This window comes from Bradyrhizobium sp. SOJA106, assembly GCF_059448745.1.
The window spans coordinates 7,925,030-7,947,952 of record NZ_CM182549.1 but is presented as its reverse complement, the minus strand read 5'-3'; the positions used below and the strand labels follow the sequence as shown (position 1 = coordinate 7,947,952).

18 protein-coding genes, 1 tRNA gene and 1 pseudogene are annotated in these 22,923 nt (G+C 64.7%); 5 read left to right on the top strand and 15 right to left on the bottom strand.

The window, feature by feature from the left end:
- Nucleotides 1-52: 52 nt before the first annotated feature.
- The 3 genes and pseudogenes from AC5V87_RS37545 to AC5V87_RS37535 all read right to left on the bottom strand — a co-directional run bounded on the left by AC5V87_RS37545 (nt 53) and on the right by AC5V87_RS37535 (nt 3,221).
- Nucleotides 53-1,417, bottom strand: coding sequence for an AmpG family muropeptide MFS transporter (locus AC5V87_RS37545; RefSeq protein WP_495369469.1), 1,365 nt, complete (start codon nt 1,415-1,417; stop codon nt 53-55).
- A gap of 167 nt (nt 1,418-1,584) precedes the next feature.
- A pseudogene (locus AC5V87_RS37540) lies at nt 1,585-1,886 on the bottom strand (GIY-YIG nuclease family protein).
- Nucleotides 1,887-2,021: 135 nt separating this feature from the next.
- Nucleotides 2,022-3,221, bottom strand: a complete 1,200-nt coding sequence (locus AC5V87_RS37535; protein WP_495369468.1) for a DNA recombination protein RmuC — start codon at nt 3,219-3,221, stop codon at nt 2,022-2,024.
- Nucleotides 3,222-3,392: 171 nt separating this feature from the next.
- On the opposite strand from AC5V87_RS37535, the gene def reads away from it, so the two are divergent.
- From def to truA, 3 genes are all read left to right on the top strand, one after another.
- Nucleotides 3,393-3,920, top strand: a complete 528-nt coding sequence (gene def, locus AC5V87_RS37530) for a peptide deformylase (RefSeq protein ID WP_456842134.1) — start codon at nt 3,393-3,395, stop codon at nt 3,918-3,920.
- Between the two features lie 123 nt (nt 3,921-4,043).
- Entirely contained in the window at nt 4,044-4,979 is a 936-nt protein-coding gene (gene fmt, locus AC5V87_RS37525; protein ID WP_456842135.1) for a methionyl-tRNA formyltransferase, read from the top strand.
- A 118-nt stretch (nt 4,980-5,097) separates the two neighbouring features.
- Nucleotides 5,098-5,835 carry a tRNA pseudouridine(38-40) synthase TruA gene (gene truA, locus AC5V87_RS37520; RefSeq protein ID WP_495369467.1) on the top strand — a complete coding sequence of 246 codons (738 nt, stop codon included), beginning with the start codon at nt 5,098-5,100 and terminating at the stop codon, nt 5,833-5,835.
- A 157-nt stretch (nt 5,836-5,992) separates the two neighbouring features.
- Here truA and dapE read toward each other — a convergent pair whose 3' ends face one another.
- The 10 genes from dapE to rpmH all read right to left on the bottom strand — a co-directional run bounded on the left by dapE (nt 5,993) and on the right by rpmH (nt 15,159).
- A complete protein-coding gene (gene dapE, locus AC5V87_RS37515; RefSeq protein WP_495369466.1) occupies nt 5,993-7,159 on the bottom strand; it encodes a succinyl-diaminopimelate desuccinylase in 1,167 nt (388 codons plus the stop codon).
- 205 nt (nt 7,160-7,364) lie between these two features.
- Nucleotides 7,365-8,210 (bottom strand): 2,3,4,5-tetrahydropyridine-2,6-dicarboxylate N-succinyltransferase, encoded by an 846-nt coding sequence (dapD, locus tag AC5V87_RS37510; protein WP_495369465.1) that lies wholly within the window; start codon nt 8,208-8,210, stop codon nt 7,365-7,367.
- Nucleotides 8,211-8,397: 187 nt separating this feature from the next.
- A complete protein-coding gene (locus AC5V87_RS37505; RefSeq protein WP_495369464.1) occupies nt 8,398-9,093 on the bottom strand; it encodes a pyrimidine 5'-nucleotidase in 696 nt (231 codons plus the stop codon).
- A gap of 233 nt (nt 9,094-9,326) precedes the next feature.
- Nucleotides 9,327-10,313 (bottom strand): DUF1036 domain-containing protein, encoded by a 987-nt coding sequence (locus tag AC5V87_RS37500; RefSeq protein ID WP_495372010.1) that lies wholly within the window; start codon nt 10,311-10,313, stop codon nt 9,327-9,329.
- A gap of 155 nt (nt 10,314-10,468) precedes the next feature.
- Nucleotides 10,469-11,356, bottom strand: coding sequence for an acetylglutamate kinase (argB, locus tag AC5V87_RS37495; protein WP_235541610.1), 888 nt, complete (start codon nt 11,354-11,356; stop codon nt 10,469-10,471).
- Nucleotides 11,357-11,563: 207 nt separating this feature from the next.
- On the bottom strand, nt 11,564-11,929 hold the full coding sequence (locus AC5V87_RS37490) for a DUF423 domain-containing protein (protein WP_495372009.1): 366 nt from the start codon (nt 11,927-11,929) through the stop codon (nt 11,564-11,566).
- On the bottom strand, nt 11,929-12,582 hold the full coding sequence (gene yihA, locus AC5V87_RS37485) for a ribosome biogenesis GTP-binding protein YihA/YsxC (RefSeq protein WP_495369463.1): 654 nt from the start codon (nt 12,580-12,582) through the stop codon (nt 11,929-11,931). The genes AC5V87_RS37490 and yihA overlap by 1 nt, the downstream gene beginning before the upstream one ends.
- A 134-nt stretch (nt 12,583-12,716) precedes the next feature.
- Nucleotides 12,717-14,582: a membrane protein insertase YidC gene (yidC, locus tag AC5V87_RS37480; protein WP_495369462.1), complete on the bottom strand. Its 1,866-nt coding sequence runs from the start codon at nt 14,580-14,582 to the stop codon at nt 12,717-12,719.
- A 16-nt stretch (nt 14,583-14,598) separates the two neighbouring features.
- Nucleotides 14,599-14,997, bottom strand: a complete 399-nt coding sequence (gene rnpA, locus AC5V87_RS37475) for a ribonuclease P protein component (protein WP_495369461.1) — start codon at nt 14,995-14,997, stop codon at nt 14,599-14,601.
- Between the two features lie 27 nt (nt 14,998-15,024).
- A complete protein-coding gene (rpmH, locus tag AC5V87_RS37470; RefSeq protein WP_008542748.1) occupies nt 15,025-15,159 on the bottom strand; it encodes a 50S ribosomal protein L34 in 135 nt (44 codons plus the stop codon).
- 380 nt (nt 15,160-15,539) lie between these two features.
- On the opposite strand from rpmH, the gene AC5V87_RS37465 reads away from it, so the two are divergent.
- Nucleotides 15,540-17,039 (top strand): ATP-binding protein, encoded by a 1,500-nt coding sequence (locus AC5V87_RS37465; protein ID WP_456842142.1) that lies wholly within the window; start codon nt 15,540-15,542, stop codon nt 17,037-17,039.
- A gap of 264 nt (nt 17,040-17,303) precedes the next feature.
- Nucleotides 17,304-17,380, top strand: a tRNA-Arg gene (locus AC5V87_RS37460).
- Nucleotides 17,381-17,441: 61 nt separating this feature from the next.
- Here the strand turns inward: AC5V87_RS37460 and AC5V87_RS37455 are convergent.
- Both AC5V87_RS37455 and AC5V87_RS37450 read right to left on the bottom strand, forming a co-directional pair.
- Complete coding sequence (locus tag AC5V87_RS37455; RefSeq protein ID WP_456842143.1) at nt 17,442-17,762, bottom strand: hypothetical protein; 321 nt, start codon at nt 17,760-17,762, stop codon at nt 17,442-17,444.
- Between the two features lie 157 nt (nt 17,763-17,919).
- Nucleotides 17,920-22,743, bottom strand: a complete 4,824-nt coding sequence (locus AC5V87_RS37450) for an NAD-glutamate dehydrogenase (protein WP_495369460.1) — start codon at nt 22,741-22,743, stop codon at nt 17,920-17,922.
- Between the last annotated feature and the right edge of the window lie 180 nt (nt 22,744-22,923).

Below are 22,923 nucleotides of genomic sequence, written 5' to 3'. Positions count from 1 at the left end.
TGGATTGCTTCGTCGCAAGAGCTCCTCGCAATGACGAAGGAGAGAGATGGGCCTAAACCCTGACCGGTCCCAGCGCCTCGAAATGCCCGCGCTTCTGCAGCCAGGCCAGCAGCACCAGGCTCGGGATCGCCACCAGCACGCAGATCACGAAGAACAGCGCCCAGCCGGTCGCATGGGCCACATAGCCCGCGCCTGCTGAAAGATAAGTCCGCCCCACCGCGGCAAGCGCCGTCAGCAGCGCGTATTGCGTGGCGGTGTGCAGCGGGTTCTGGCAGAGCGCGGACAGGTACGCGACGAAAATCACGGTGCCGATCGCGCTGGTGAAGTTCTCGCAGGTAATGGCGAATGCCAGCGCCCATTGGTTGGTGCCGATAAGTGCGAGCCACGAGAAGGAGAGGTTCGCGATCGCCTGCACCACCCCGCCGATCCACAAGCTCGTTGCGAGCGAATAGCGACGTGCAACGAAGCCGCCGGCAAAGCCGCCGATCAGGGTCGCGGCCAGCCCGACGCCCTTTACGATCGCCGCGTAGTCGTTGCGGGTGAAGCCGAGGTCGATCACGAACGGCGCAGTCATGGTCCCGGAGAATGCGTCGGTGAATTTGAACAGCACGACGAAGGCAAGCGCCGCCAGCGCATCCTTGCGTGACAGAAATTCTGAAAAGGCGCCGATCGTTGCATGCAGGACGCGGTTGAAAGCGGCTTCCGACTTCGATGCTGCTTCCGCCCGGACCGATTGTTCCGGCTCGGTTGCGGCCAGCGCGGTGATGGTGCCAATCAGCACGAGCGCGGCCATGGTCATATAGCCCCACATCCAGGCGCTGGGCCGCCCGATGCCCGTGCCTTCGAAGCCGGATACGATGAACAGCGCGCCCGCGGTCGAGACCAGCATGCCGATGCGATAGGCCGCCACATAGGAGGCCATGCCCGCGGCCTGCTCGCTTTCGGGCAGGCTTTCGACGCGGAAGGCGTCGACGACGATGTCCTGCGTTGCAGACGTCATGGCCACCAGCAGCGCGGCAAGGGCGACGAGTAGGATCGAGCGCGCAGGATCGGTCATTGCAAGCAGCAGGATCGAGACGATCAGCAGTAGTTGCGAGAACAGGAGCCAGCCGCGACGTCGCCCGAAGATGCGGGTGAAGATCGGAACATGGAGCGCATCGACGAGCGGCGCCCAGAGAAACTTCAGCGTGTAGGGCGTGCCGACCAGCGCAAGTTTTCCGATCGTCTCCAGATCGACCCCGGCCTCGCGCATCCACACCAGCAGCGTCGAGCCCGACAGCGCCAGCGGCAGCCCCGAGGAAAAACCGAGGAACAGCACGATCAGTACCCGCGATTGCAGGTACACGCCCAGGCTCTCGCGCCATGAGGTCGCGGGGGCGGGGCTAGCGGCGGGGGAGGTCACCTCGGGTGCGGTCATGGGGCGGTGTTAGCAGATTCTGGAGGGGCGGTCAGTGAGGCGGGAGCTCTTAACTCCCCTCTTGTCATCGTCCGCGAAGGCGAACGATCCAGTAATCACCAGCATTTCGGCTCAATCACACCCGCTGCGGCGTACTGGATGCCCCGCCTTCGCGGGGCATGACAGCGTCATGGCGGCCCGGCTATCTCGTGATAGAGATCATCCCAATTCGGATTGTGCTGCTCGATAATCGGACCTTCCAGGCCCTGTTCCACTTCTTCAGCCGCTTCTCCCGCTTGATCGCGTTTTCGGGATCGTCGAACTGCTCGAAGTAGACAAGCCGGGCGACGTCGTACTTTTCAGTGAAGCTCTCAATGAGTTTGGACTTGTGCTGCGCTACGCGGCGGATGAGGTCATTGGTCACGCCGATGTACAGCGTACCGCCAATCCCGCTGGCGAGGAAGTAGACGTAGTAGTGGCGTGTGCCCATCTGCCGCCTCCCACTGCGCTGTCATCGTCCGCGAAGGCGGACGATCCAGTAATCACCAGCGTCTCGGTTCAACCACAATCGCTGCGACGTATTGGATGCCTCCGCCTTCGCGGGGCGTGACAATGTACTACAATTCTACTCCCCCGCCTGGAGCTTCCGCGGAAACAGCTCGCCCGCGCCCGTCGCCACCAGCCGCGGGCTTTCCGGCGCGTCGGTCTTGCTGAAATCGAGCTCTTCGATTCGCCCCGCCCGCTTCTCGATCTTGTCGGCGGAGATCAGGATCTGGCGGACGTCCTCGTTGGCGTCGGCGAAATGCTTCTGCAGCTTCAGCACGCGCTCGCGCAGGCGGCCGAGATCGTCGCCGAGCTTGATCACCTCGGTTTGGATCAGGTCGGCGGCATCGCGCATGCGTGCGTCCTTCATGATCTGCTGCATCACCTGGATCGCGAGCATCAGGAGCGAGGGCGACACCAGCACCACGCGGGCGCGATAGGCCTTCTGGATCACGTCGTCGAAACCGTCATGGATCTCGGCGTAGACCGATTCCGACGGCACGAACATCAGCGCCATCTCCTGGGTCTCGCCGGCGACGAGATATTTCTCCGCGATGTCGCTGACATGCTTCATCACGTCGCCGCGCAGCCGCTGCGTGGCGAGGCGCTTCTCCTCGTCGGTGCGGGCATCGTGCAGCGCCGTCATCGCCTCCAGCGGGAATTTGGCGTCGATGCAGAGCGGGCGCTGGTCGGGCAGGAACACGACGCAGTCCGGGCGCTTGCCGGTCGAAAGCGTGAACTGGAACTCGTAAGACCCTTTCGGCAGACCGTCCTGGACGATCGCCTCCATGCGCGCCTGGCCGAAGGCGCCGCGCGACTGCTTGTTGGCGAGCACGTCGCGCAAGGTGGTCACCTGCGTGGTGAGGTCGGTGAGGTTCTTGTGCGCGTTGTCGATGATGCCGAGCCGCTCGTGCAGCGCCCGCAGGCTCTCCATGGTGTTGCGGGTCGAGTGTTCCATGGACTGGCCGACGCGGTGGGTCACCGAATCCAGCCGCTCATTGACCGCCCGGGCCATCTCGGCCTGGCGGCCGGCCAGCGCCTGGGTCATGGCGTCGACCCGGCCGGAGGCCTCGGCCTGGGCGCGCAGCACCTGGGCCAGGCGCTCCTCGAGCTCGTCGGCCCGGATCGCCTGGGCCGTGGCGAGTTCCGCGCCGCGCCGTCCCGAGCGCGCGATCACGACCGCAATCACAACCAGCAGGATGAGGACCAGCGCGCCGAAGCCGATCAGCGCATCGATGGTGCGCACCGGCCAGTCGCCAGCCAAGAAAATGATCTCGTTCATGCCAGCCCTTCTAGCCGATTCGCATTGAGGCGCGAACGAAGAGGGAACGTATTTGGTAAAGAACTCCCTAAATTTTATGGTTAACGAAACCTGAAGTTTTATCGTGAGTGGAGCGTGAGCCGGGTTCCTGGCCGCATTGACCGCATCCGGCGCGCGGCTTAAATCGCCGACATGGCCCTACGAGAAATCATCATCCTGCCGGACAAGCAGCTGCGACTGGTCTCCAAGCCGATCGAGAAGGTCACGCCGGAGATCCGCAAGCTTGCCGACGACATGTTCGAGACCATGTACGACGCTCCCGGGATCGGGCTTGCGGCGATCCAGGTCGCGCAGCCGCTGCGGCTGATCACCATGGACCTCGCCAAGCCCAACCAGGACGGCGAGACCAAGCCGGAACCGCGCGTGTTCATCAACCCCGAGATCATCGCGTCCTCCGAGGAGCTGTCCACCTACGAAGAAGGCTGCCTGTCGATCCCCGAATATTACGAGGAGGTCGAGCGCCCCGCGAAGGTGCGCGTGCGCTTCACCGATCTCGACGGCAAGGTGCACGAGGAGGATGCCGAAGGCCTCTACGCCACCTGCATCCAGCACGAGATCGACCATCTCAACGGCGTGCTGTTCGTCGATTATCTGTCGAAGCTCAAGCGCGACCGCGTGATGAAGAAGTTCGAGAAAGCCGCCAAGCGCGCGGGCGAGTAGGGCTCTGCGTCGTTCCGGGGCGATGCGCAGCATCGAACCCGGAACCTCGAGATTCCGGGTTCGGCTCTTCGAGCCGCCCCGGAACGACCCGTCACTGGATTTGCGTCGTTCGCAGGTTTCCCCATGCCCCTCCGCCTCATCTTCATGGGCACGCCCGATTTCTCCGTGCCGACGCTGCTCGAGCTGGTCGCGCACGGCCACGAGATCGCGGCGGTCTACACCCGCGCGCCGAAGCCGGGCGGGCGGCGCGGCTTGCAACTGCAGCCGACCCCGGTCGAGGAAGCCGCGCGAAAGCTCGGCGTGCCCGTGCTGACGCCGAAGACGTTGAGGACACCGGAAGCGCTGGAAGAATTTCGCGCCTTCGACGCCGATGCAGCCGTCGTCGTCGCCTACGGCATGATCCTGCCGCAGGCGATACTCGATGCGCCGAAGCTCGGCTGCTACAATCTGCACGCCTCGCTCCTGCCGCGCTGGCGCGGCGCCGCGCCGATCAACCGCGCGATCATGGCCGGCGACGCCGAAAGCGGCGTGATGGTGATGAAGATGGATGTCGGCCTCGATACCGGCGACGTCGCGATGGCCGAAAGGCTTCCGATCACCGACACCATGACCGCGCTCGACCTGCACGATCGCCTCTCCCGTCTCGGCGCCGATCTGATGGTCCGCACCATGGCCGCGCTCGAACGCGGCGGGCTCCAGCTCAAAAAGCAGAGCGAGGACGGCGTCACCTATGCCGCCAAGATCGACAAGGCCGAGGCGCGGATCGACTGGACGAAGTCGGCGCGCGCGGTGCTCCGCCACATCCACGGCCTGTCCCCGTTCCCCGGCGCCTGGACCGAACTTGACGGCCTAGCCGACAATGCGCGCGTCAAGATCCTGCGTTGCGAGCTGGCGAAAGGCTCGGGCGCGCCGGGCGAGGTGCTCGACGACCTCCTCACCATCGCCTGCGGGGAGGGCGCGATCCGCATCATCGAGCTGCAGCGCGAAGGCAAGGCCCGCATGCAGGCCGCGGACTTCCTGCGCGGTGTGCCGCTGAGGGCGGGAGCCAAATTCACCTAAGGCTGTCATACGCCGCGAAGGCGGGGTATCCAGTACGCCGAGGCTTCTCGCCTGAGCAGAGATGTCTCGGAGTACTGGATCATCCGCCTTCGCGGATGATGACACCACCCGGATTGAGATGCCCCGCTACAAGCTCACCATCGAATATGACGGCGCGCCGTTCTTCGGCTGGCAGATCCAGGACACGCTGCCGTCGGTGCAGGGCGCGCTGGAAGCGGCCGTGAAGGCGATGACCGGCGCGGATTTGCGCGTGCACGGCGCCGGCCGAACCGATGCCGGTGTGCATGCGCGCGGCCAGGTCGCGCATGTCGATGTCGAGAAGCAGTTTCCGCCGGGCCGCTTTCGCGACGGGCTCAATGCGCATCTGCGCCCGCATCCGATCGCGGTGCTCGAGGCGGAGATCGTCCCTGATACATTCGAGGCGCGCTTCTCGGCCGTGAAGCGCCACTACCGCTATCGCGTCATCAACACCCGCGCCAATCTCGCGCTCGACGTCGGCCACGCTTGGCGGGTGCCGCGCCGGCTCGATGCCGATGCGATGCATGCGGCAGCGCAGCGCCTGCTCGGCAAGCACGATTTCACCACCTTCCGCGACACCGAGTGCCAGGCCAAGTCGCCGGAGAAGACGCTCGACCAGCTCGACGTGCTGCGCGACGGCCGCGAGATCACCATCGTGACGTCGGCACGCTCGTTCCTGCATAGCCAGGTCCGCTCGATGGTGGGATCGCTGGTCTGGGTCGGCGAGGGCCGCTGGACCGCGGACGACCTCTCCGCAGCGCTCAAAGCCCGCAATCGCGCCGCCTGCGGCATCGTCGCCCCGCCCGAGGGGCTTTATTTGATGAGGGTGGACTACTGAAGAGGTGGGAGCTCCCGCTTCACGCTCAGTGTCCTGCCCCGCGAAGGCGGGGCATCCAGTACGCCGCGGCCTCTCGACTCTATCGCTGCTGCCTTTGGAATACTGGATTGCGCGCCTTCGCGGGCGATGACAGTGGTGTGCTGGGCGACAGCCGCGCCTACCCAAAATACCGCGCCAAAATCCCGCGATACACCTTCGTCAGCTTCTCCAGATCCGTCACCGGCACGCGCTCGTCGATCTGGTGCATGGTCTGGCCCACGAGCCCGAACTCGATCACCGGGCAATAGCTCGAGATGAACCGCGCATCCGACGTCCCACCGCTCGTCGACAGCTCCGGCTTGCGCCCCGTCACCTCCTCGATCGCCGACACCGCGAGATCGGTGAACGGGCCGGGCTTGGTCACGAACACGTTGGAGTTCGACGGCTCCCAGACGATGCGGGCCTTGATGCGGTTGCCGCAGGCTTTGGCGAGCCGCGTCTCGACCAGCTCGCGCAAGGACGCCTGGGTGTGGTTGTCGTTGTAGCGGATGTTGAATTTGGCGCGGGCCTCGCCGGGGATGACGTTGTAGGCCTTGTTGCCGACGTCGACTGAGGTGAATTCGAGATTGGAGGCCTGGAATTGCGCGCTGCCATGGTCGAGCGGCTCGTCGGAGATCGCGACGATCAAGCGGGAAATATCCGGCACCGGATTGGAGGCGCGGTGCGGATAGGCGACGTGGCCCTGCACGCCTTCGACGTAAAGTGTGCCCGATTGCGAGCCGCGGCGGCCGACCTTGATCGTGTCGCCGAGCGTCTCGACATTGGAGGGCTCCCCGAGCACGCAATGATCGAATTTTTCGCCGCGCTCGGCGGCCCATTTGAGCAGCTTGATGGTACCGTTGATGGAGACGTCTTCCTCGTCACCCGTGATCAGGAACGAAATCGAGCCCGTCCCGTCCGCGCGCGGCTTGCCCCCATTGGCGGCGAGATGCTCCAGGACAGCTGCGACCGAGCAGGCGATGCCGCCCTTCATGTCGACCGCGCCGCGGCCGTGCAGAAAACCGTCCTTCACCTCGCCGGAAAACGCGCCGACGCTCCAGGCGCTCTCGTCACCCGGCGGCACCACGTCGGTGTGGCCGGCAAAGGTGATGTGCGGGCCGTCTGTGCCGATCCGCGCATAGAGATTGTCGACGTCGGCGGTGCCTTCCTCGCTGAAGGTTACGCGGTGGCAAATGAAGCCCGCTGTGCCCAGCACTTTCTCAAGCACGCCGAGCGCGCCGGCATCTTCAGGGGTTACCGAGGGGCAGCGAATGAGATCGCGGGCAATCGAGAGAGCATCTGTCATGCGCTCCGCTTAACATGCATGCCGCCGGGTGGGCTAGACTAAACCCGTCAGCCTGAGTGAGAGTGGCGCGATGCAAGGCATCGCGCCGGGAGCCTCGAGGATGAACGGCCGTGATGCAGCCGGCAGCCGGGCCGTCGCCCTTCGAGGGCCCCCGAAGAGGCGGCCACCTCAGGGTGACGGTGATAGGTTTACGTTCGTGGCGCGCTTAATCCCGCAGCAGCTCGTTGATGCTGGTCTTCGAGCGCGTGCGCTCGTCGACGCGCTTGACGATCACGGCGCAGGCGGTGCTCGGACCGATCTCGCCGTTCTTCATCGGCTTGCCGGGCAGCGCGCCGGGCACCACCACCGAATATTCCGGCACTTCGCCCATGAAGACCTCGCCGGTCTCGCGGTCGACGATCTTGGTCGAGGCGCCCAGGAACACGCCCATCGCCAGCACCGCGCCCTTGCGCACGATCACGCCTTCGGCAACCTCGCTGCGCGCGCCGATGAAGCAGTCGTCCTCGATGATGACGGGCTCGGCCTGGAGCGGCTCGAGCACGCCGCCGATGCCGGCGCCGCCGGAGATGTGCACGCGCTTGCCGATCTGCGCGCAGGAGCCGACGGTCGCCCAGGTGTCGACCATGGTGCTCTCATCGACGTAAGCGCCGAGATTGACGAAGGACGGCATCAGCACGACGTTCTTGGCGATGAAGGCCGAGCGGCGGACGACGGCGCCGGGCACCGCGCGAAAGCCCGCATCGCGAAAACGGTTCGGGCCCCAGCCTTCGAACTTCGAGGGCACCTTGTCCCACCAGCTGGCCTTGCCCGGGCCGCCGGGAATCACGTCCATGTCGTTGAGGCGGAAGGACAGCAGCACCGCCTTCTTCAGCCACTGATTGACCTTCCACTTGCCGTCAGCGCCGCGCTCGGCAACGCGCGCCTCGCCCTTGTCCAGCGTCTCCAGCGCCTGGTCCACGGCCTCGCGTACCTCGCCCTTGGTCGAGGTCGAGATGCCGTCACGCGCGTCGAAGGCGCTGTTGATGGTGGATTCGAGGGCGGACAGGGACATCGGGCTTTCCTCTTCGGATCAGGGAATTTTGATGGATTGGGGCGCTTTTTCGGGATTTGGGCCGGGAGAGTCAAGCTTGGCCCGCTGTCATCACCCGCGAAAGCGGGTGATCCAGTACGCCGCGGCCGTCGTGATAAACCGAGATGGCGGTGATTACTGGATACCCCCCTTTCGCGGGGAATAACGGCTATTGGGGGTGGGACAATCGCGCCAAAAATCCCGTCAGATCATCCGTGACGTGATCGACATGGTTTGCGTCCCGTCCCTCCAGCTCCCAATCCTCGCGCACCACTTCCTTGGTGCCGTCAGGCACCACCAGCACGGTGGTCATGCCGAGCGCGTGGGGAACGGTGAGATTGCGGGCGAGGTCCTCGAACATCGCCGCCCGGGTCGGATCGACGGCGTGGTCGGCCAGAAATTTCCGATAGGTCTGCGGTGCCGGCTTCGGCTCGAAGCCGGCCGCGATGATGTCGAACACGCTGTCGAAATGGCTGGCGAGGCCGAGCCGCGCCAGCACGGCATCGACATGGTCGACCGAGCCATTGGTCAGGATCAGTTTTCGTCCCGGCAGCTTTGCGATGGCTTCGCCAAGCTGCGGATTCGGCTCCAGGGGAGAGTGATCGATCTTGTGCACATAGGCGAGGTAATCGTCCGCACGCACGCCGTGCAGGGTCATCATGCCGCGCATGGTGGTGCCGAAGCGCAGATAATAATCCTTCTGGATCCTGCGCGCTTCCTCCGGGCCGACGTTCAGCCAGTTGCACACGAACTCGCCGATGCGTGCATCGACCTGCTGCCACAGATTGACGTGATGCGGGTAGAGCGTGTTGTCGAGGTCGAACACCCAGGTGTCGATATGGGTGAACGTGCGGGGAGATTTCATGTCGGCATTCTCAACTCGTCGTTCCGGCCAAGCGTAGCCGCATTCTCTGCTGTCGTCCCGGACAAGTGCAGCGAAGCGGAGCGCCGATCCGGAACCCATAACCACGGGATCGAGTTTGGCGAAGACTGGCAACTACCATCGTGGGTCACACTGTTCCCTAGGACTATGGGTCCCTGCTTTCGCAGGGACGACGGGGTAGTTGTGGCGACGACGACCTGATCACAGCAAGACCATCACGGCATCGCAAAGCGCAGCGTCTTGCCGCCGCTCGACATGTCCACCGCGCCAAATCCCGTCGCCGCAAACCCCCGCGCGCCGCAATCGGTCTGCTCAACGGTCTCGAACTTGGTCTCGCGCGTGCAGAGCTGCTTGTCGCCGCCCCAGTTCAACGGCTTATCCTTGAGCTTGATAACACGGTTGTCGGCATCGAGGGCTTCCGCAAAGCTGAAGATCCGCTTCGGCGTGCCCGTCACGTCGGGATGCAGGCAGGTCTTGGGATCGATGCGGTACCAGCCGCGGCTCGTCACCGACTTGCCGTCGTCGGTCGCAACCGCCGCCATCACCTTGTGCGGCGTGTCGTTGCACCATGTCAGGCCGCTCGACGAGGGCGTCTGCGTCGCATCGACCATGGTCTTGAAGAAATTGGGCGACGATACGGCGTCGGACGACAGGCCGCGGCTCTTCAGGAATGCGGCGAGCGCTCCTTGCGTCTTCGGCCCGTCGACGCCGTCGATGGCGCCGACGTCGTAGCCGATGATCACCAGGAGGCGCTGGATGCCGGCAAGGCGCGCCTGCTCGTCGTCATATTCGGAATCCTCGGCGAGATAGGCGACTGCATTGCCGTCGTCGCCGCGCGTCGGCGTCACTTGCGTGAAGGGGACCTGTGTCTGGCCGCTGCGGCACTGCCGCGCGGCGGCGATGACGAAATTGTCCTGCGCTACGCACAGCATGTCGCTGCCGCTCTGCGGGATCGGTGAGGCGCCATAGACGCCGAGCGCGCGCGCGTTGAGCAAAATGCGGTCGGTAGTCAGCGTGCCCTGCACCACCACGCGGCAGGCGGCGGGATCGATCCTGAACCAGCCACGCGTCGCGGTCGCCGCCTTGTCGTCGATGCCGATCGCGGCCTCGACCACATAGGACATGCGGTTGCAGATCTTGAGGTCGGCGAAAGCCGGCGCGGAGGAGAAGAAGAACGAGACGGCTGCGGCAGGCAGCGTCATCAGGATGCGGGTGAGTGGGGAGCGGCGGTGTGGCCTCGTCTTCCGCTCGTCATGCCCGGCCTTGTGCCGGGCATCCACGTTCTTGGCGCGGAACGAAAGGTCGTGGATGGCCGGGACACGCCCGGCCATGACGGTTTTCTTTGTCCGCTCGCTCTTCACTTGTGGATCAGCGTGCCCGTGCCCTGGTTGGTGAAGAGCTCGAGCAGCACCGCGTGCTGCATCTTGCCGTCGATGATGACGACGCCCTCGACGCCCTGCTCGAGCGCGTAGATGCAGGTCTCGACCTTCGGGATCATGCCGCCGGAGATGGTGCCGTCGGCGATCAATTTTCGCGCGTCTTTGACCGACAACTGCGGGATCAGCTTCTTCGACTTGTCGAGCACGCCGGGCACGTCGGTGAGCAGTAAGAGGCGTTTTGCCTTCAGCGCGCCGGCGACCGCACCGGCAAAGGTGTCGGCGTTGATGTTCAAGGTCTGGCCGTCCTGCGAGGTCGCGAGCGGCGCCAGCACCGGAATCAGCTCGTAGCCGATCAGCTGGTTGAGCAGCGTGAGGTCGACCTTCTCGGGGTCGCCGACGAAACCGAGATCGACCGCCTTCTCGATATGCGAGTCCGGATCGATGATGGTGCGCGTCGTCTTCGACGCCTTCACCATGTTGCCGTCCTTGCCCGACAGGCCCACGGCCTTGCCGCCGGCCTCGTTGATGTAGCCGACGATCTGCTTGTTGACCGAGCCGGCCAGCACCATCTCGACGATCTCGATGGTCGCCTTGTCGGTGATGCGCAGGCCGGCGGCGAATTCCGAGACGATGCCGAGGCGCTTGAGCATGGTCGCGATCTGCGGTCCGCCGCCATGCACGACCACCGGATTGATCGCGGTCTGCTCCAGCAGCACGATGTCGCGGGCAAAATTCTTCGCGGTCTCCTCGTCGCCCATGGCATGACCGCCATATTTGATGACGATGGTTTCCTCGTCATACTGCTGCATGTGCGGCAGCGCTTCGGACAGGATGCGGGCCTGGTCGAGCGGAGAGATGTCGGTCATGGGGCGGATCTCGCTGGCGGGACTGTCGGTGCGCGTTCTATCCGATTGGCGGGCGCGGCGCAAAGCGTTGCTGGCATGCCGCTCTCGTGTCCCGGACGCGGTGCGGCGCGTAGTGCCGCGCCGCTGAGCCGGGCCCCAGAAAGCGGCATGGGCCCCCGGCTCAGCAGCGCACCGCTGAAGCGCTGCGCTGCGTCCGGGGCACGAGACCTACTTTCTCGCGACCACCGCAGCCAGCGTCACCGCGAGCCAACCCAAAATCATCACCGTTCCGCCCGTCGGTGCGGCCATGGGAAACAGCGAGTGCCCGGCATACTGCCGCAAGGTCAGATCCCCCGCGAAAAGCGCGGTGCCAATCACGAAGCCGAATGCAGCAATGAGCCCGATTCCGCCATGCAGGAGCCCACGTGCGAGCAGGGCGATCACGGCCAATATGGCAGTCGCTTCAAACAGCAGCATGGCACTGGCGGAGGCGAGGCGGCTGGCATCCGCGCCGTGAGCGGAGGCGGCGGCCAGCGCGACGCCGGCGGCGCCCATCAAACCGGCAAGCCCAATCGCGAGGCGGTGCGCCACCATCACGACGCCCGCTCTTCCAGCAGCTTCGCCATCGCGGCCCGCAACTCGGCCATGCCGGTCGAGTTGCGCGAGGAGGTCGCGAGCACGCTCGGGAACGCGGCCGGATGTTTGGCGAGAGCAGTCTCGGTCTCGGCGATGCGCGCTTCTAGCTCGGAGGCCTTCACCTGGTCGGCCTTGGTCAGCACGATCTGATAGCTGACCGCCGAGCGATCGAGCGTCTTCAGCACTTCGAGATCGACGTCCTTCAGCCCATGCCGCGCGTCGATCAGCACATAGACGCGCGCGAGCGAGGCGCGACCCAGCAGGAATTTGTGGATCAGCTCGGTCCAGGATGCGACCTGGCTTTTCGGTGCCTTGGCATAGCCGTAGCCGGGCATGTCGACGAGGCGCAGATCGCTTTTCCCGGGGACCTCGAAGAAGATCAGCTCCTGGGTGCGGCCCGGCGTATGCGAGGTGCGGGCCAGCGTGTTGCGACCAGTGAGCGCATTGATCAGGCTGGACTTGCCGACATTGGAGCGCCCGGCAAAGGCGATCTCCAGTCCCGCCATCGGTGGCAACGTCTGGATCGACGGCGAGGCCCAGATGAACTGCCAGTCGCGCGCGAACAGTTTTCGCCCGGCCTCGATCAGCTTCGCATCATTGTCGTCGGTCATGCGAAGCTCTTTGCTTCCTGTCATTCCGGGGCGATGCGCAGCATCGAACTCCGGTGCGCAATTGCGCGCCTGAGAATCTCGAGATTCCGGGTCTGGTGCTTCGCACCATCCCGGAATGACTGTGTGAGAGGGACCTACGTCGCCTTCCTCGCGAACGTCGCCTTGAGATTGTCGAATAACTCCACCTTCACGCCGTTGCGGCGCATGATGAAGCTCTGCTGGAGCACCGAGAGCAAATTGTTCCAGGCCCAGTAGATCACGAGGCCCGCCGGGAAGCCCGCCAGCATGAAGGTGAAGATCAGCGGCATCCAGTTGAAGATGATCTGCTGCGTCGGATCGGGAGGCGTCGGGTTCAGCTTCATCTGGAACCACATCGTGATGCCCATGATGATCGGCCAGATGCCGAGCGCGAGGTAATGGCCGAACACCGGGATCGTGGTCGGATCGAACGGGATCAGCCCGAACAGATTGAAGAGGTTGGTCGGATCCGGCGCCGAAAGGTCCTTGATCCAGCCGTAGAACGGCGCGTGCCGCATTTCGATGGTGACAAACAGCACCTTGTAGAGCGAGAAGAACACCGGGATCTGGATCACCACGGGAAGACAGCCGGCGACCGGGTTGATCTTCTCCTTGCGGTAGATCTCCATCATCTCCTGCTGCTGCTTCACCTTGTCGTCGGGGTAGCGCTCCTTGAGCGCCTGCAGCTGCGGCTGGATCGACTTCATCTTTGCCATCGAGGCGTAGGACTTGTTCGCCAGCGGGAAGAACAACAGCTTCACGATCACGGTCACGAGCAGGATCGAGATGCCGAAATTGCCGAAGAAGCGGTAGAAGAAGTCGAGGCCGAGGAACATCGGCTTGGTGATGAAGTAGAACCAGCCCCAGTCGATCAACAGGTCGAAATGGTTGAGCCCGAGCTCCTTGTTGTAGCCGCCGAGGCCGGCGAACGGGAACACGCCGACGACGCCGGCTTCCTTGGCGCCCGCGAACAGCCGCGCGTTCGCGGTGGCTGTGCCGCCGATCGCGACGGTGACGGGATCGAGCAGATAGTCGGTCTGGTAGGTGTGGACATTGCCGGTCGGGTTCGACGAGAAGCGCGCCTGCAGCTGCGCATTGGTGTCCGGCAGCAGCGCCGAAGCCCAGTACTTGTCGGTAATGCCGAGCCAGCCATTGGTGGCCTTGAAGTTCACCGACTTGGCTTCGTCGATTTTCTTGTAGGCGTATTCCTGCAGGCCGTCGAGATAGCCGATCAGGCCTTCATGCAGGATGTAATAGCCCGAGACCTGCGGCGTGCCGTGGCGCGAGATCAGCGCGAACGGATAGAGCGTAACCGGCGCGTTGCCGACATTGCTCACCTCGTCCTTGATGGTGAAGAGATAATGGTCGTCGACCGAGATGGTGCGGCGGAAAGTGAGGCCCTCGCCATTGTCCCATTTCAGCACCACCGGCGTCGTCGGCGTCAGGCTGCCGCTGCCGTCCTGCCGCCAGATGGTCTGCGCATCCGGCATCTTGGCGGTCACGCCGGTTGCGGCCACCCAGCCGAATTCGGCGTAATAGGGTTCAGCCGTGCCCGAGGGCGAATAGAGGATGATCGGCGGCGATTTCGGGTCGACCGTCTCGCGATATTGCACCAGCGCGAGGTCGTCGATGCGGCCGCCCTTCAGCGAGACGCTGCCGGAGAGGCGCGGCGTGTCGATCTTGACGCGCGGGCTGGCTTCGATCGCGGCGCTGCGGGCAACGACCGGCTGGGCCTGCTGGTTGCCAGGCGTCGCGGCGGGCGCGGGCGCATTGCCGGCCTGCGGCGTCGAACCCGGCGTTGCCGGCGCGCCACCTGGCGTCGCCGAGGCGGTCGGCTGCGGCGTGTTCTTCTGGAGCTCGGCCTGCGCCTGCTGCTGGGCGCGCTGCTTCTCCATCTGCGGCACGTTGTAGAAATATTGCCAGGCGATCAGGACGAGGCCCGACAGAATGACGGCGAGGATGGTATTGCGATTGTCGGTCATCTCTATTGTCTCGTCATCAATCCGGTTTGCGGCTGGCTGGCGCGCTGGCGCCTGGCCTCGGGCCGCGTCCCTTCGAGGGGCCTTTGGCCGTATGCCGCGCGGGCTTCGAGAAGGCTATGCGCAGATCGTCGAGCATGGTGGCGAAGTCGCGCGAGAGCGCGTCCCTTCGGCCGACCAGTACATAATCATGATGGGGCTGCATCGACAGCGGATCGAGCCGCTTCACCAATTCGCGAAGCCGGCGCCGGATGCGATTGCGCTCGGGGGCGTTGCCGTTCTTTTTGCTGACGGTGAAGCCGATCCTGACAGGGCCAAGGTCGTCGCGGCGGCGGCTTTGCAGGACGAACGCGGGACTATTCACCCGCGCGCCATTGGCAACGGCGAGGAAATCCGCCCGCTGCCTCAGCCGATCCATGATGAAATCCCAAAATGGGGGTCCGGCTCAGGCGCTCAGACGCTTGCGGCCGCGGGCGCGGCGGGCGGCGAGGACCTTGCGGCCGCCGGCAGTGGCGAGACGGGCACGGAAACCGTGACGGCGCTTGCGCACCAGTTTGCTGGGTTGATAAGTCCGCTTCACGGGTTTTTCTCCGCTGACCGGGCAATTTGCCTGTAGAATTGATGGTAAAGTCCGGAAGATGCGGCCCAAAACGGGCCCTTTTCGGCCCCAAGAGAGCCGCTCCCGGCGTCACACCGGGTCATCGCGGACAATTCGCGCGGCTTATAAGGGAGCGTCTTGTTTTCGTCAACGCCGCAAGAGCGCGCTGTTCCGGTGAATATCGCTGTTTGTGCGGGGTTTTTAACCCTTGAGGTAGCGACTCGCCACGTCCGTGATTAGATCCCACATCGGCAGATTAGCGATCTGTAATTTGACCGGGCCGGGGGCGGACCGCATCCTTCCTCAGCCAGATCGTTCACCAAGCAAGTCGTTCACCGGGCAAGGCAGCGAGGACGAATTTCGTGGCAGCGACAGACCTCCAGCCGATCCAGGATGCGGATCAGCGGGACCCGGCGGCGGCGCGGCCGCGGGGACCCGACGGGCTTGGGCTGTCGGGCAAGCTGCTGCTGCTCACCGTGCCCCTGGTGATGATCGCGGCCATCCTGCTCTACGTGCCCGCCATCGCCAACTTCTGGGTCAACCGCCTCAACGATCGCGTCGCCGCGGCGAATACGGCGGCGCTGGTGCTGGATGCGGCCCCGCTCGGCATGGTCCCCGATTCGCTCTCGCGCGAGATCCTCAAGAGCATCAATGCCCGCGCCGTCGCCATCAAGATGGGCCAGCAGCGCCGCCTGCTCGCCAGCGACAATCTTCCTGCCACGATCGAGCATGACGTCGACCTGCGCGACATGAGCGTGTGGGAGGCGATCACCGGCTCGTTCCAGATGATGCTGGAGACCGGCAACCAGCCGATCCGCATCGTCGGGCCCGGCGTCGGCAATGCCCAGTTCGTCGAGATCGTGACCGACGAATTGCCGCTGCGGCAGTCGATGTACCGCTTCTCCCGCAACGTCGTGGTGGTGGCGCTTATCATCGGCGTGCTCACCGCGGGCCTCGTCTATCTGGCGCTGCATTATCTGTTCGTACGGCCGATGCGGCGGCTGACCGCGAGCCTGGTCGGCTTCCACGAGAATCCGGAAAGCTCGGCCCGCATCATCGTGCCGAGCCAGCGCAGTGACGAGATCGGCGTCGCCGAGCGCGAATTGTCCGACATGCAGCGCGATCTGATGTCGATGCTGAATCAGAAGAGCCGGCTTGCCGCGCTCGGCCTCGCCGTCTCCAAGATCAACCACGATCTGCGCAATCTGCTTGCCTCCGCGCAGCTGCTCTCCGACCAGCTCGCCAGCGTGCCCGATCCCCGGGTGCAGCGCTTTGCGCCCAAACTGGTGCGCTCGCTCGAGCGCGCTATCGCGTTCTGCCAGTCGACGCTTTCTTATGGCCGCGCCCAGGAGGCCGCGCCCGACCGCCGCATGATCCTGATCGAGCCGGTGGTGCTCGAGGTGCGCGAGACGGCAGGGCTTGCCAACGACGCCTCGATCGCCTGGGTCGCCGCGATCGAGCGCGGGCTCGCCGTCGATGCCGATCCCGATCAACTGTTCCGCGTTCTGCTCAACCTCGTCCGCAACGCCGCCCAGGCGCTGGAGAGCCATTCCTCGGGCGATGGCGGCGTGCAACAGATCCGGATCACGGGAAAGCGCGAAGGCGCCGTCGCAATCCTGGAGGTCTCCGATACCGGTCCAGGCGTGCCGCAGAAGACGAAGGAGCACCTGTTCGAGGCGTTCCAGACCTCCGGCCGCCCTGGCGGCAGCGGCCTTGGTTTGGCAATCGCCGCCGAGCTGGTCCGCGCCCATGGCGGCGACATTCACCTGGTGGAAGGCACGATCGGCGCCACCTTCCGCATCGTCATCCCCGACCGTCCCGTGGAACTCCTCTCCATTCGCAACGAGCGGCAGCGGGCGTAACTCGGCCAGAGGCCGAGCTGGATGTCATTCCGGGGCGGCGCAAAGCGCCGAACCCGGAATCCCGAGGTTTCAGGCTCGAGATTCCGGGTTCTCGTTGCGCGAGCCCCGGAACGACCAGGTGGAGATCGTCATCTCCCTGCAAAATCTCCCCATCCCGGACCTTGCCAATCGGGACAAGAGCGGCTAGTCAGAGCGCTCTTTCGCACCCCTCCGGCGCTGTCCGGAGGCTGCCTGCGGGTCCTGCCCGCACCGTTCGCGAAAAACGCGCCCGTAGCTCAGCTGGATAGAGCATCAGACTACGAATCTGAGGGTCGGACGTTCGAATCGTTCCGGGCGCGCCATTTTCCGCTTTCGCTTGCTACACCGCCAATCAATGGTGGCCTTTGCTGCGCTTTCCGTGGCTTACGGGATTCTTGCCGCGACGTTGGGCCGGTTCTGCTTGAGCCAGGCGACGGCCTCAGGTCCATCGACGACGCACGCGAAGGTTTCCCAGGTCGGGTCCTCCAGGGACTCCGATTGCAGTCGCTTCGCCGCGTACTCGACGAGATCGTGCAAGCCTTCGTATCCTCGTCGGTGCTCGAGGGACTCTGCAATCGCCGTGCTGGTCCATCCTCGCTGGGCCAAATCGATAATGCTCGGATCATCCGCCTCGCTGAACCACGGCGTGGCATCGAACTCGATGCAGCGGACATTGTCGGCGGTGTGGCAAGTGGCGTGGATCATTGGTTCCCCCGTCCTGCGCTAAAGCGCGATGGGATCAGGAGGAATCGTCATCGCGCTTTAGGTTGTTGTTTGAGCATGATCTTTTCGGAAAGGCGCGGCGCACTTTTCCGGATCGCGCTTTAGCATTGCACGTCTTGCATCGCCGTCTCGCACGCCCTCAGGCTTTGACCAGATCCCCCAGCAGGTTCGCCGCCACCACCAGCTTGGCGAGCGTCAGGCCGCCGGCGGCAATCTCCTCGACCGCACGGCGGATGCGTGTCGCCTCGGGATGAGCAGCAAGCCATGTCTCCGCAGCCTGCTGACCGGATTGGCCGATCGTCAGCATGTCCGCGGCCAGGCGTCTTTCGGCAGCGGCGATCAGGTCGATGGCGCGGTCGATGGCGAGACGCTCGAAATGATCGCCGGCCGGCACTTTGCGCGCGGCCGCGGTGATGCGGTCGAGACGAAAATTGGCCTCGGCGGCATAGAACGTCGCGGCGGCATCACCGATGCTGCGGCTGGTGCGCTCGGCGACCGTCACGATGTCAGGCGCCGGGACCAGAGCATCGAGATCGGCCAGGTCGCCGGCAAGGTCGGACGGGACGCCGGCATCGATCAGGTCCTGGCGGCGCTTGCTGCGTGCGGCCTGCAAGTCCGCTGGCAGGGCATTGTCGAGCGAGGCCGCGATCTCGCGGACGGCAGGGCCAAACCGGGCAATGACGGCGCTCAAGCCATCCCTGAAATCGACATTGCGCACATACCAGACCATGCGGGAAAGCAGGAGGTCCTGGACCGCCGCGTAGAGGCTGAGCTGCAACTGCCCGTCGATTCGGTTGTCGAGCGCGTCGATCGCGTCATTGAGTCGCCTGAGCTCGTAGATCGCGTCCACCGCCACCTGGGCCATGACGATGATCGAGATATCGGCGTCGGTCTCGTCGGTCAGGCGCACGATACATGCCGGGCCCCCGCGGTTGATCACGGCATTGACGAGACTGGTCGCGATGATCTCGCGTCGGAGTCGATGGTGCTCGACCGCGGCCGGGAATTTGTCGAGAACCTCGCGCGGAAAATACTGGGACAGCCTGCGGGCGAGATAAGGATCGTCAGGCACGCCGGTTTCGAGCAGGTCACTGTAGAGCGTCAGCTTGGCGTAGGCGAGCAGCACGGCGAGCTCGGGCCGTGTCAGGGACTGCCCGCGCCTCGTCCGTTCGGCGATCGCGGCGTCGTCAGGCAGGAATTCGACGGCGCGGCTGAGCAGGCTGCGCTGCTCGAGCGACTGCATCAGGCGCGTGAGGAAGCCCGTCTCGGCCATGCCCTTGCGTTCGGCGAGCGAGAGCGCCAGCGTCTGCAGATAGTTGTTGCGCAGGACCAGCGCCCCGACTTCGTCGGTCATCGCGGCAAGCAGGGTGTTGCGGTCAGCCGGGCTGAGGCGTCCCTCGCGCTCAGGGCGCGCCAATGCGATCTTGATGTTGACCTCGACGTCGGATGTGTTCACGCCGGCCGAATTGTCGATCGCGTCGGTGTTGAGCTTGACGCCCTTCTGCGCCGCTTCGATGCGGCCGCGCTGGGTGACGCCGAGATTGGCGCCTTCGCCGATCACCCTTGCGCGAACCTCGGTCCCGGTGATGCGGATCGGATCGTTGGCGCGGTCGCCGGCCTGATCATCGCTCTCCGTCGACGCCCGGATGTAAGTGCCGATGCCGCCGAACCACAAGAGGTCGGCGCGCGCCTTCAGGATCGCCGTCATCACCTCGAAGGGCGTTGCCTGCTCCTTGTCGAGATCGAGCAGGCTGCGTACTTCCGGCGCGAGCGGGATCGCCTTGAGCGCGCGCGAGAACACGCCGCCGCCCTGCGAGATCAGCGATTTGTCGTAATCCTGCCAGCTCGATCGCGGCAGGTCGAACAGGCGCTTGCGTTCGCTGAAGCTGATCGCCGGATCGGGCGAGGGATCGATGAAGATGTCGCGGTGATCGAACGCCGCAACGAGCTTCGTCGCCGGCGAGAGCAGCATGCCGTTGCCGAAGACGTCGCCGGACATGTCGCCGACGCCGACCACGGTGAAAGGCATGGTCTGAATGTCGGTGCCGAGCTCGCGGAAGTGGCGCTTGACCGCCTCCCAGGCGCCGCGCGCCGTGATCCCCATCTTCTTGTGGTCGTAGCCCTGGCTGCCGCCGGAGGCGAAGGCATCGCCGAGCCAATGGTTCTTCTCGGCCGAGATCGCGTTGGCGATGTCGGAGAAGGTGGCGGTGCCCTTGTCGGCGGCGACGACCAGATAGGGATCGTCGCCGTCATTCCGCACGGTCAAGTCGGGTGGCACCACGATGTCGCCGTCGAGATTGTCGGTGAGTTCGAGCAGGGAACGCACGAAGATGCGATAGGCTTCGGTGCCCTCCGCGAGCCACGCCTCGCGATCGGAGGGCGGCGGCAGGCGCTTGGGCACGAAGCCGCCCTTGGCGCCGACCGGCACGATCACGGCGTTCTTGACTTGCTGCGCTTTCACGAGGCCGAGGATCTCGGTGCGGAAATCCTGCGGCCGGTCGGACCAGCGCAAGCCGCCGCGCGCAACCTTGCCGAAGCGCAGGTGAATGCCTTCGACGCGCGGTGAATAGACGAAAATCTCGTAGAGCGGTCGGGGAGCGGGCAGATCCTCGATCTTGCGCGCGTCGAACTTGAAGGAGATCACCGGGCGCGGATGTCCGTCCGGGCCGACTTGCCACAAATTGGTGCGGATGGTCGACTGCACCAGATTGGTGAAACGGCGCAGGATGCGGTCTTCATCGAGCGAGGCGACGGATTTGAGCTGTTCCTGGATCTCGGCAAGGAGAGTGATCTCGCGCGCCGAACGCTCGCGATCGGTCAGGACGAGGCGCGGATCGCGGCGGGCCTGGAACAGCGCGACGAGGTTGGCCGTGATCGCGGCGTTCTTGCGCAAGGTCTCCCACATATAGTCCTGGGTGAACGGTGCGCGGATCTGGTGCAAATAGCGCGACAGCGCCCGGATGGTCGAGACTTCCCGCCAGCCCAGGGCCGTGCGCAGGATCAAGGCATTGTACCCGTCGGACTCGGCGCGATCCGTGACCACAGCCATGATCGAGGCCTCCAGGCGATGGCTGAAGTCCGGATTGATCTCGATCGGCAGGCCATCGCTGGTCTCGATCGTCATGTCGTGCAGCCAGACCGGCTCGGGTCTGTTGCCGGGCACGATCTGATAGGTGCGTTCGTTGACCACGCGCAGGCCGTGATTTTCGATCACCGGCACGCGGTAGGACAGCGACAGCGGGGCGGCATCCGAAAACACCTTGAGCCCGAAGCGCCTGGGATCGTCCTCCTCGAAGCGATGAACCGAGATCGTCACCGGGCGGGCCGGCGTGAGCTTCTCGACGGTGGCGATATCGGCGATTGCCTGTTCTGCCGTGGCAACCTCGGTATAGCCGCCGCTGAAGGCTTGAGCGTAGCGATTTGCGAGCATGCGCGCCCGCATGCCGTCGGTAGACGCAGCCAGCGCCGCCTTCAGCTTGTCGGCCCAGGTCGCGGCAATGGCGCTGATCCCGGCTTCCAGCGTAGCGCGCTCGACGGCGGGAGTCTTACCTTCATAGCGTCCGATGATGTAGTGGACGCGCGCCAATGCTCCTTCGGGGAAGGACACGTAGGAGGCCGACAGTGTCCCCTTGTAGCGCTGCGACAGGAAGGTGCCGACGCGCATGCGCACGTTGGTGTCGTATTTGTCGCGCGGAATGAACACGAGGATCGAAACGAAGCGGTCGAACTTGTCGACCCGCGCCAGCGCCCGGACGCGGGGACGCTCATAGAGGATCAGGATCTCCATAACGAAGTCGAAGAGGGTATCGACGTCGATCTGGAATAGCTCGTCGCGCGGATATTCTTCGAGAATATGCTGGAGAGCCTTGCCGGAATGGCTGTTCGGGTCGAAGCCGGCGCGCTGGAGCACCCGCGATACCTTGTGGCGAACATAGGGGATCTGTCGTGCCGAGCGCGTATAGGCACCCGAGGTGAACAGGCCGACGACTCGCAATTCACCCTCGAGCCGGCCGTCGGGCGTATAGAGCTTGATGCCGACATAATCCATCCGGATGCGGCGATGAACGCGGCTGCTCACATTGGCCTTGATGACGATGAGCAGGGTCGGCTCGCGCATGAACTCGCGAATCTCCGACGTCATCACCACCATTTCGCTGCCGCGGCGCAGGACCTTCACGTCGGGATCGCGGAGGATGCCGAGGCCCTCGCCGGTCGCGACGTCGTCCGACGCATCGCGGCCGGGCAAGAAGCGATATTCGCGCACGCCGAGAAAGGTGAAATTGTCCGCGCACAGCCATTGCAGGAACTGGTTGGCCTCGGCGACCTCGTCGATCGGCAGCGGCGGCGGATTGGACGAGAACGTCTTGACCGCGTCCTCGACGCGGTCGCGCATGGCGCGCCAGTCCGCGACGCAGGCGCGCACGTCGCTCAACGTCCTGGTGAGGCCGTCAATCAGCCTCTCGCGGTCCGCGTCGGCGTCCAGGCGGGTGATGTGGAGGTGTATCAGGCTCTCTCGAGCGCCCTTTGCCCCTTCCGGCAGTGCCTCGCCGTAGAAGCGCAGGAGCCTGCCCTGGTCATCGCGCTCCACCGCGATGATGGGGTGAGCGACGAGGGTGACTTCGATACCCTGCTCGGTGAGCTCCGCCATGGTGGAATCGAACAGGAAGGGCATGTTGTCGTTGAGGATTTCGAGCACGGAGATCTCGCGCCCGTCCGGCATCAGCGGATTGACGACGCGGATATCGGCACGCCCTGCCGTGCGCCGCTGCACATGCTCCCAGGCTTGCTCGGCCAGGAAGGCAAGTGAGGAGGCATCGTGACTGGCGAGATCCTCGACATTGGTGAAGGCGAACAGAAGCTCGGCAAAGCTTGCGGGGGCCTTGCCCGGCTGCACGCTTCCGGCTGCCTCGCGGATCAGAGTTGCCCGGGCCTTGTCGTCACGCCATGCCATAGCGTCCTCCATGTCCCAGCCGACGAACCGCAACTACGGTCGGGCGTTCTTCTTGAGTGCGCCTCTTCGAGCGCATCTTCTCGACCGCATTTCAATCGCCTCGGCGAAATCATCGGTCTTGCGGCTTCGACGATATTAGCATTCCGCAGCCGTCATGGCGCGCGGAGTTGCGAGGCGCGCTTTGGGGCGGAA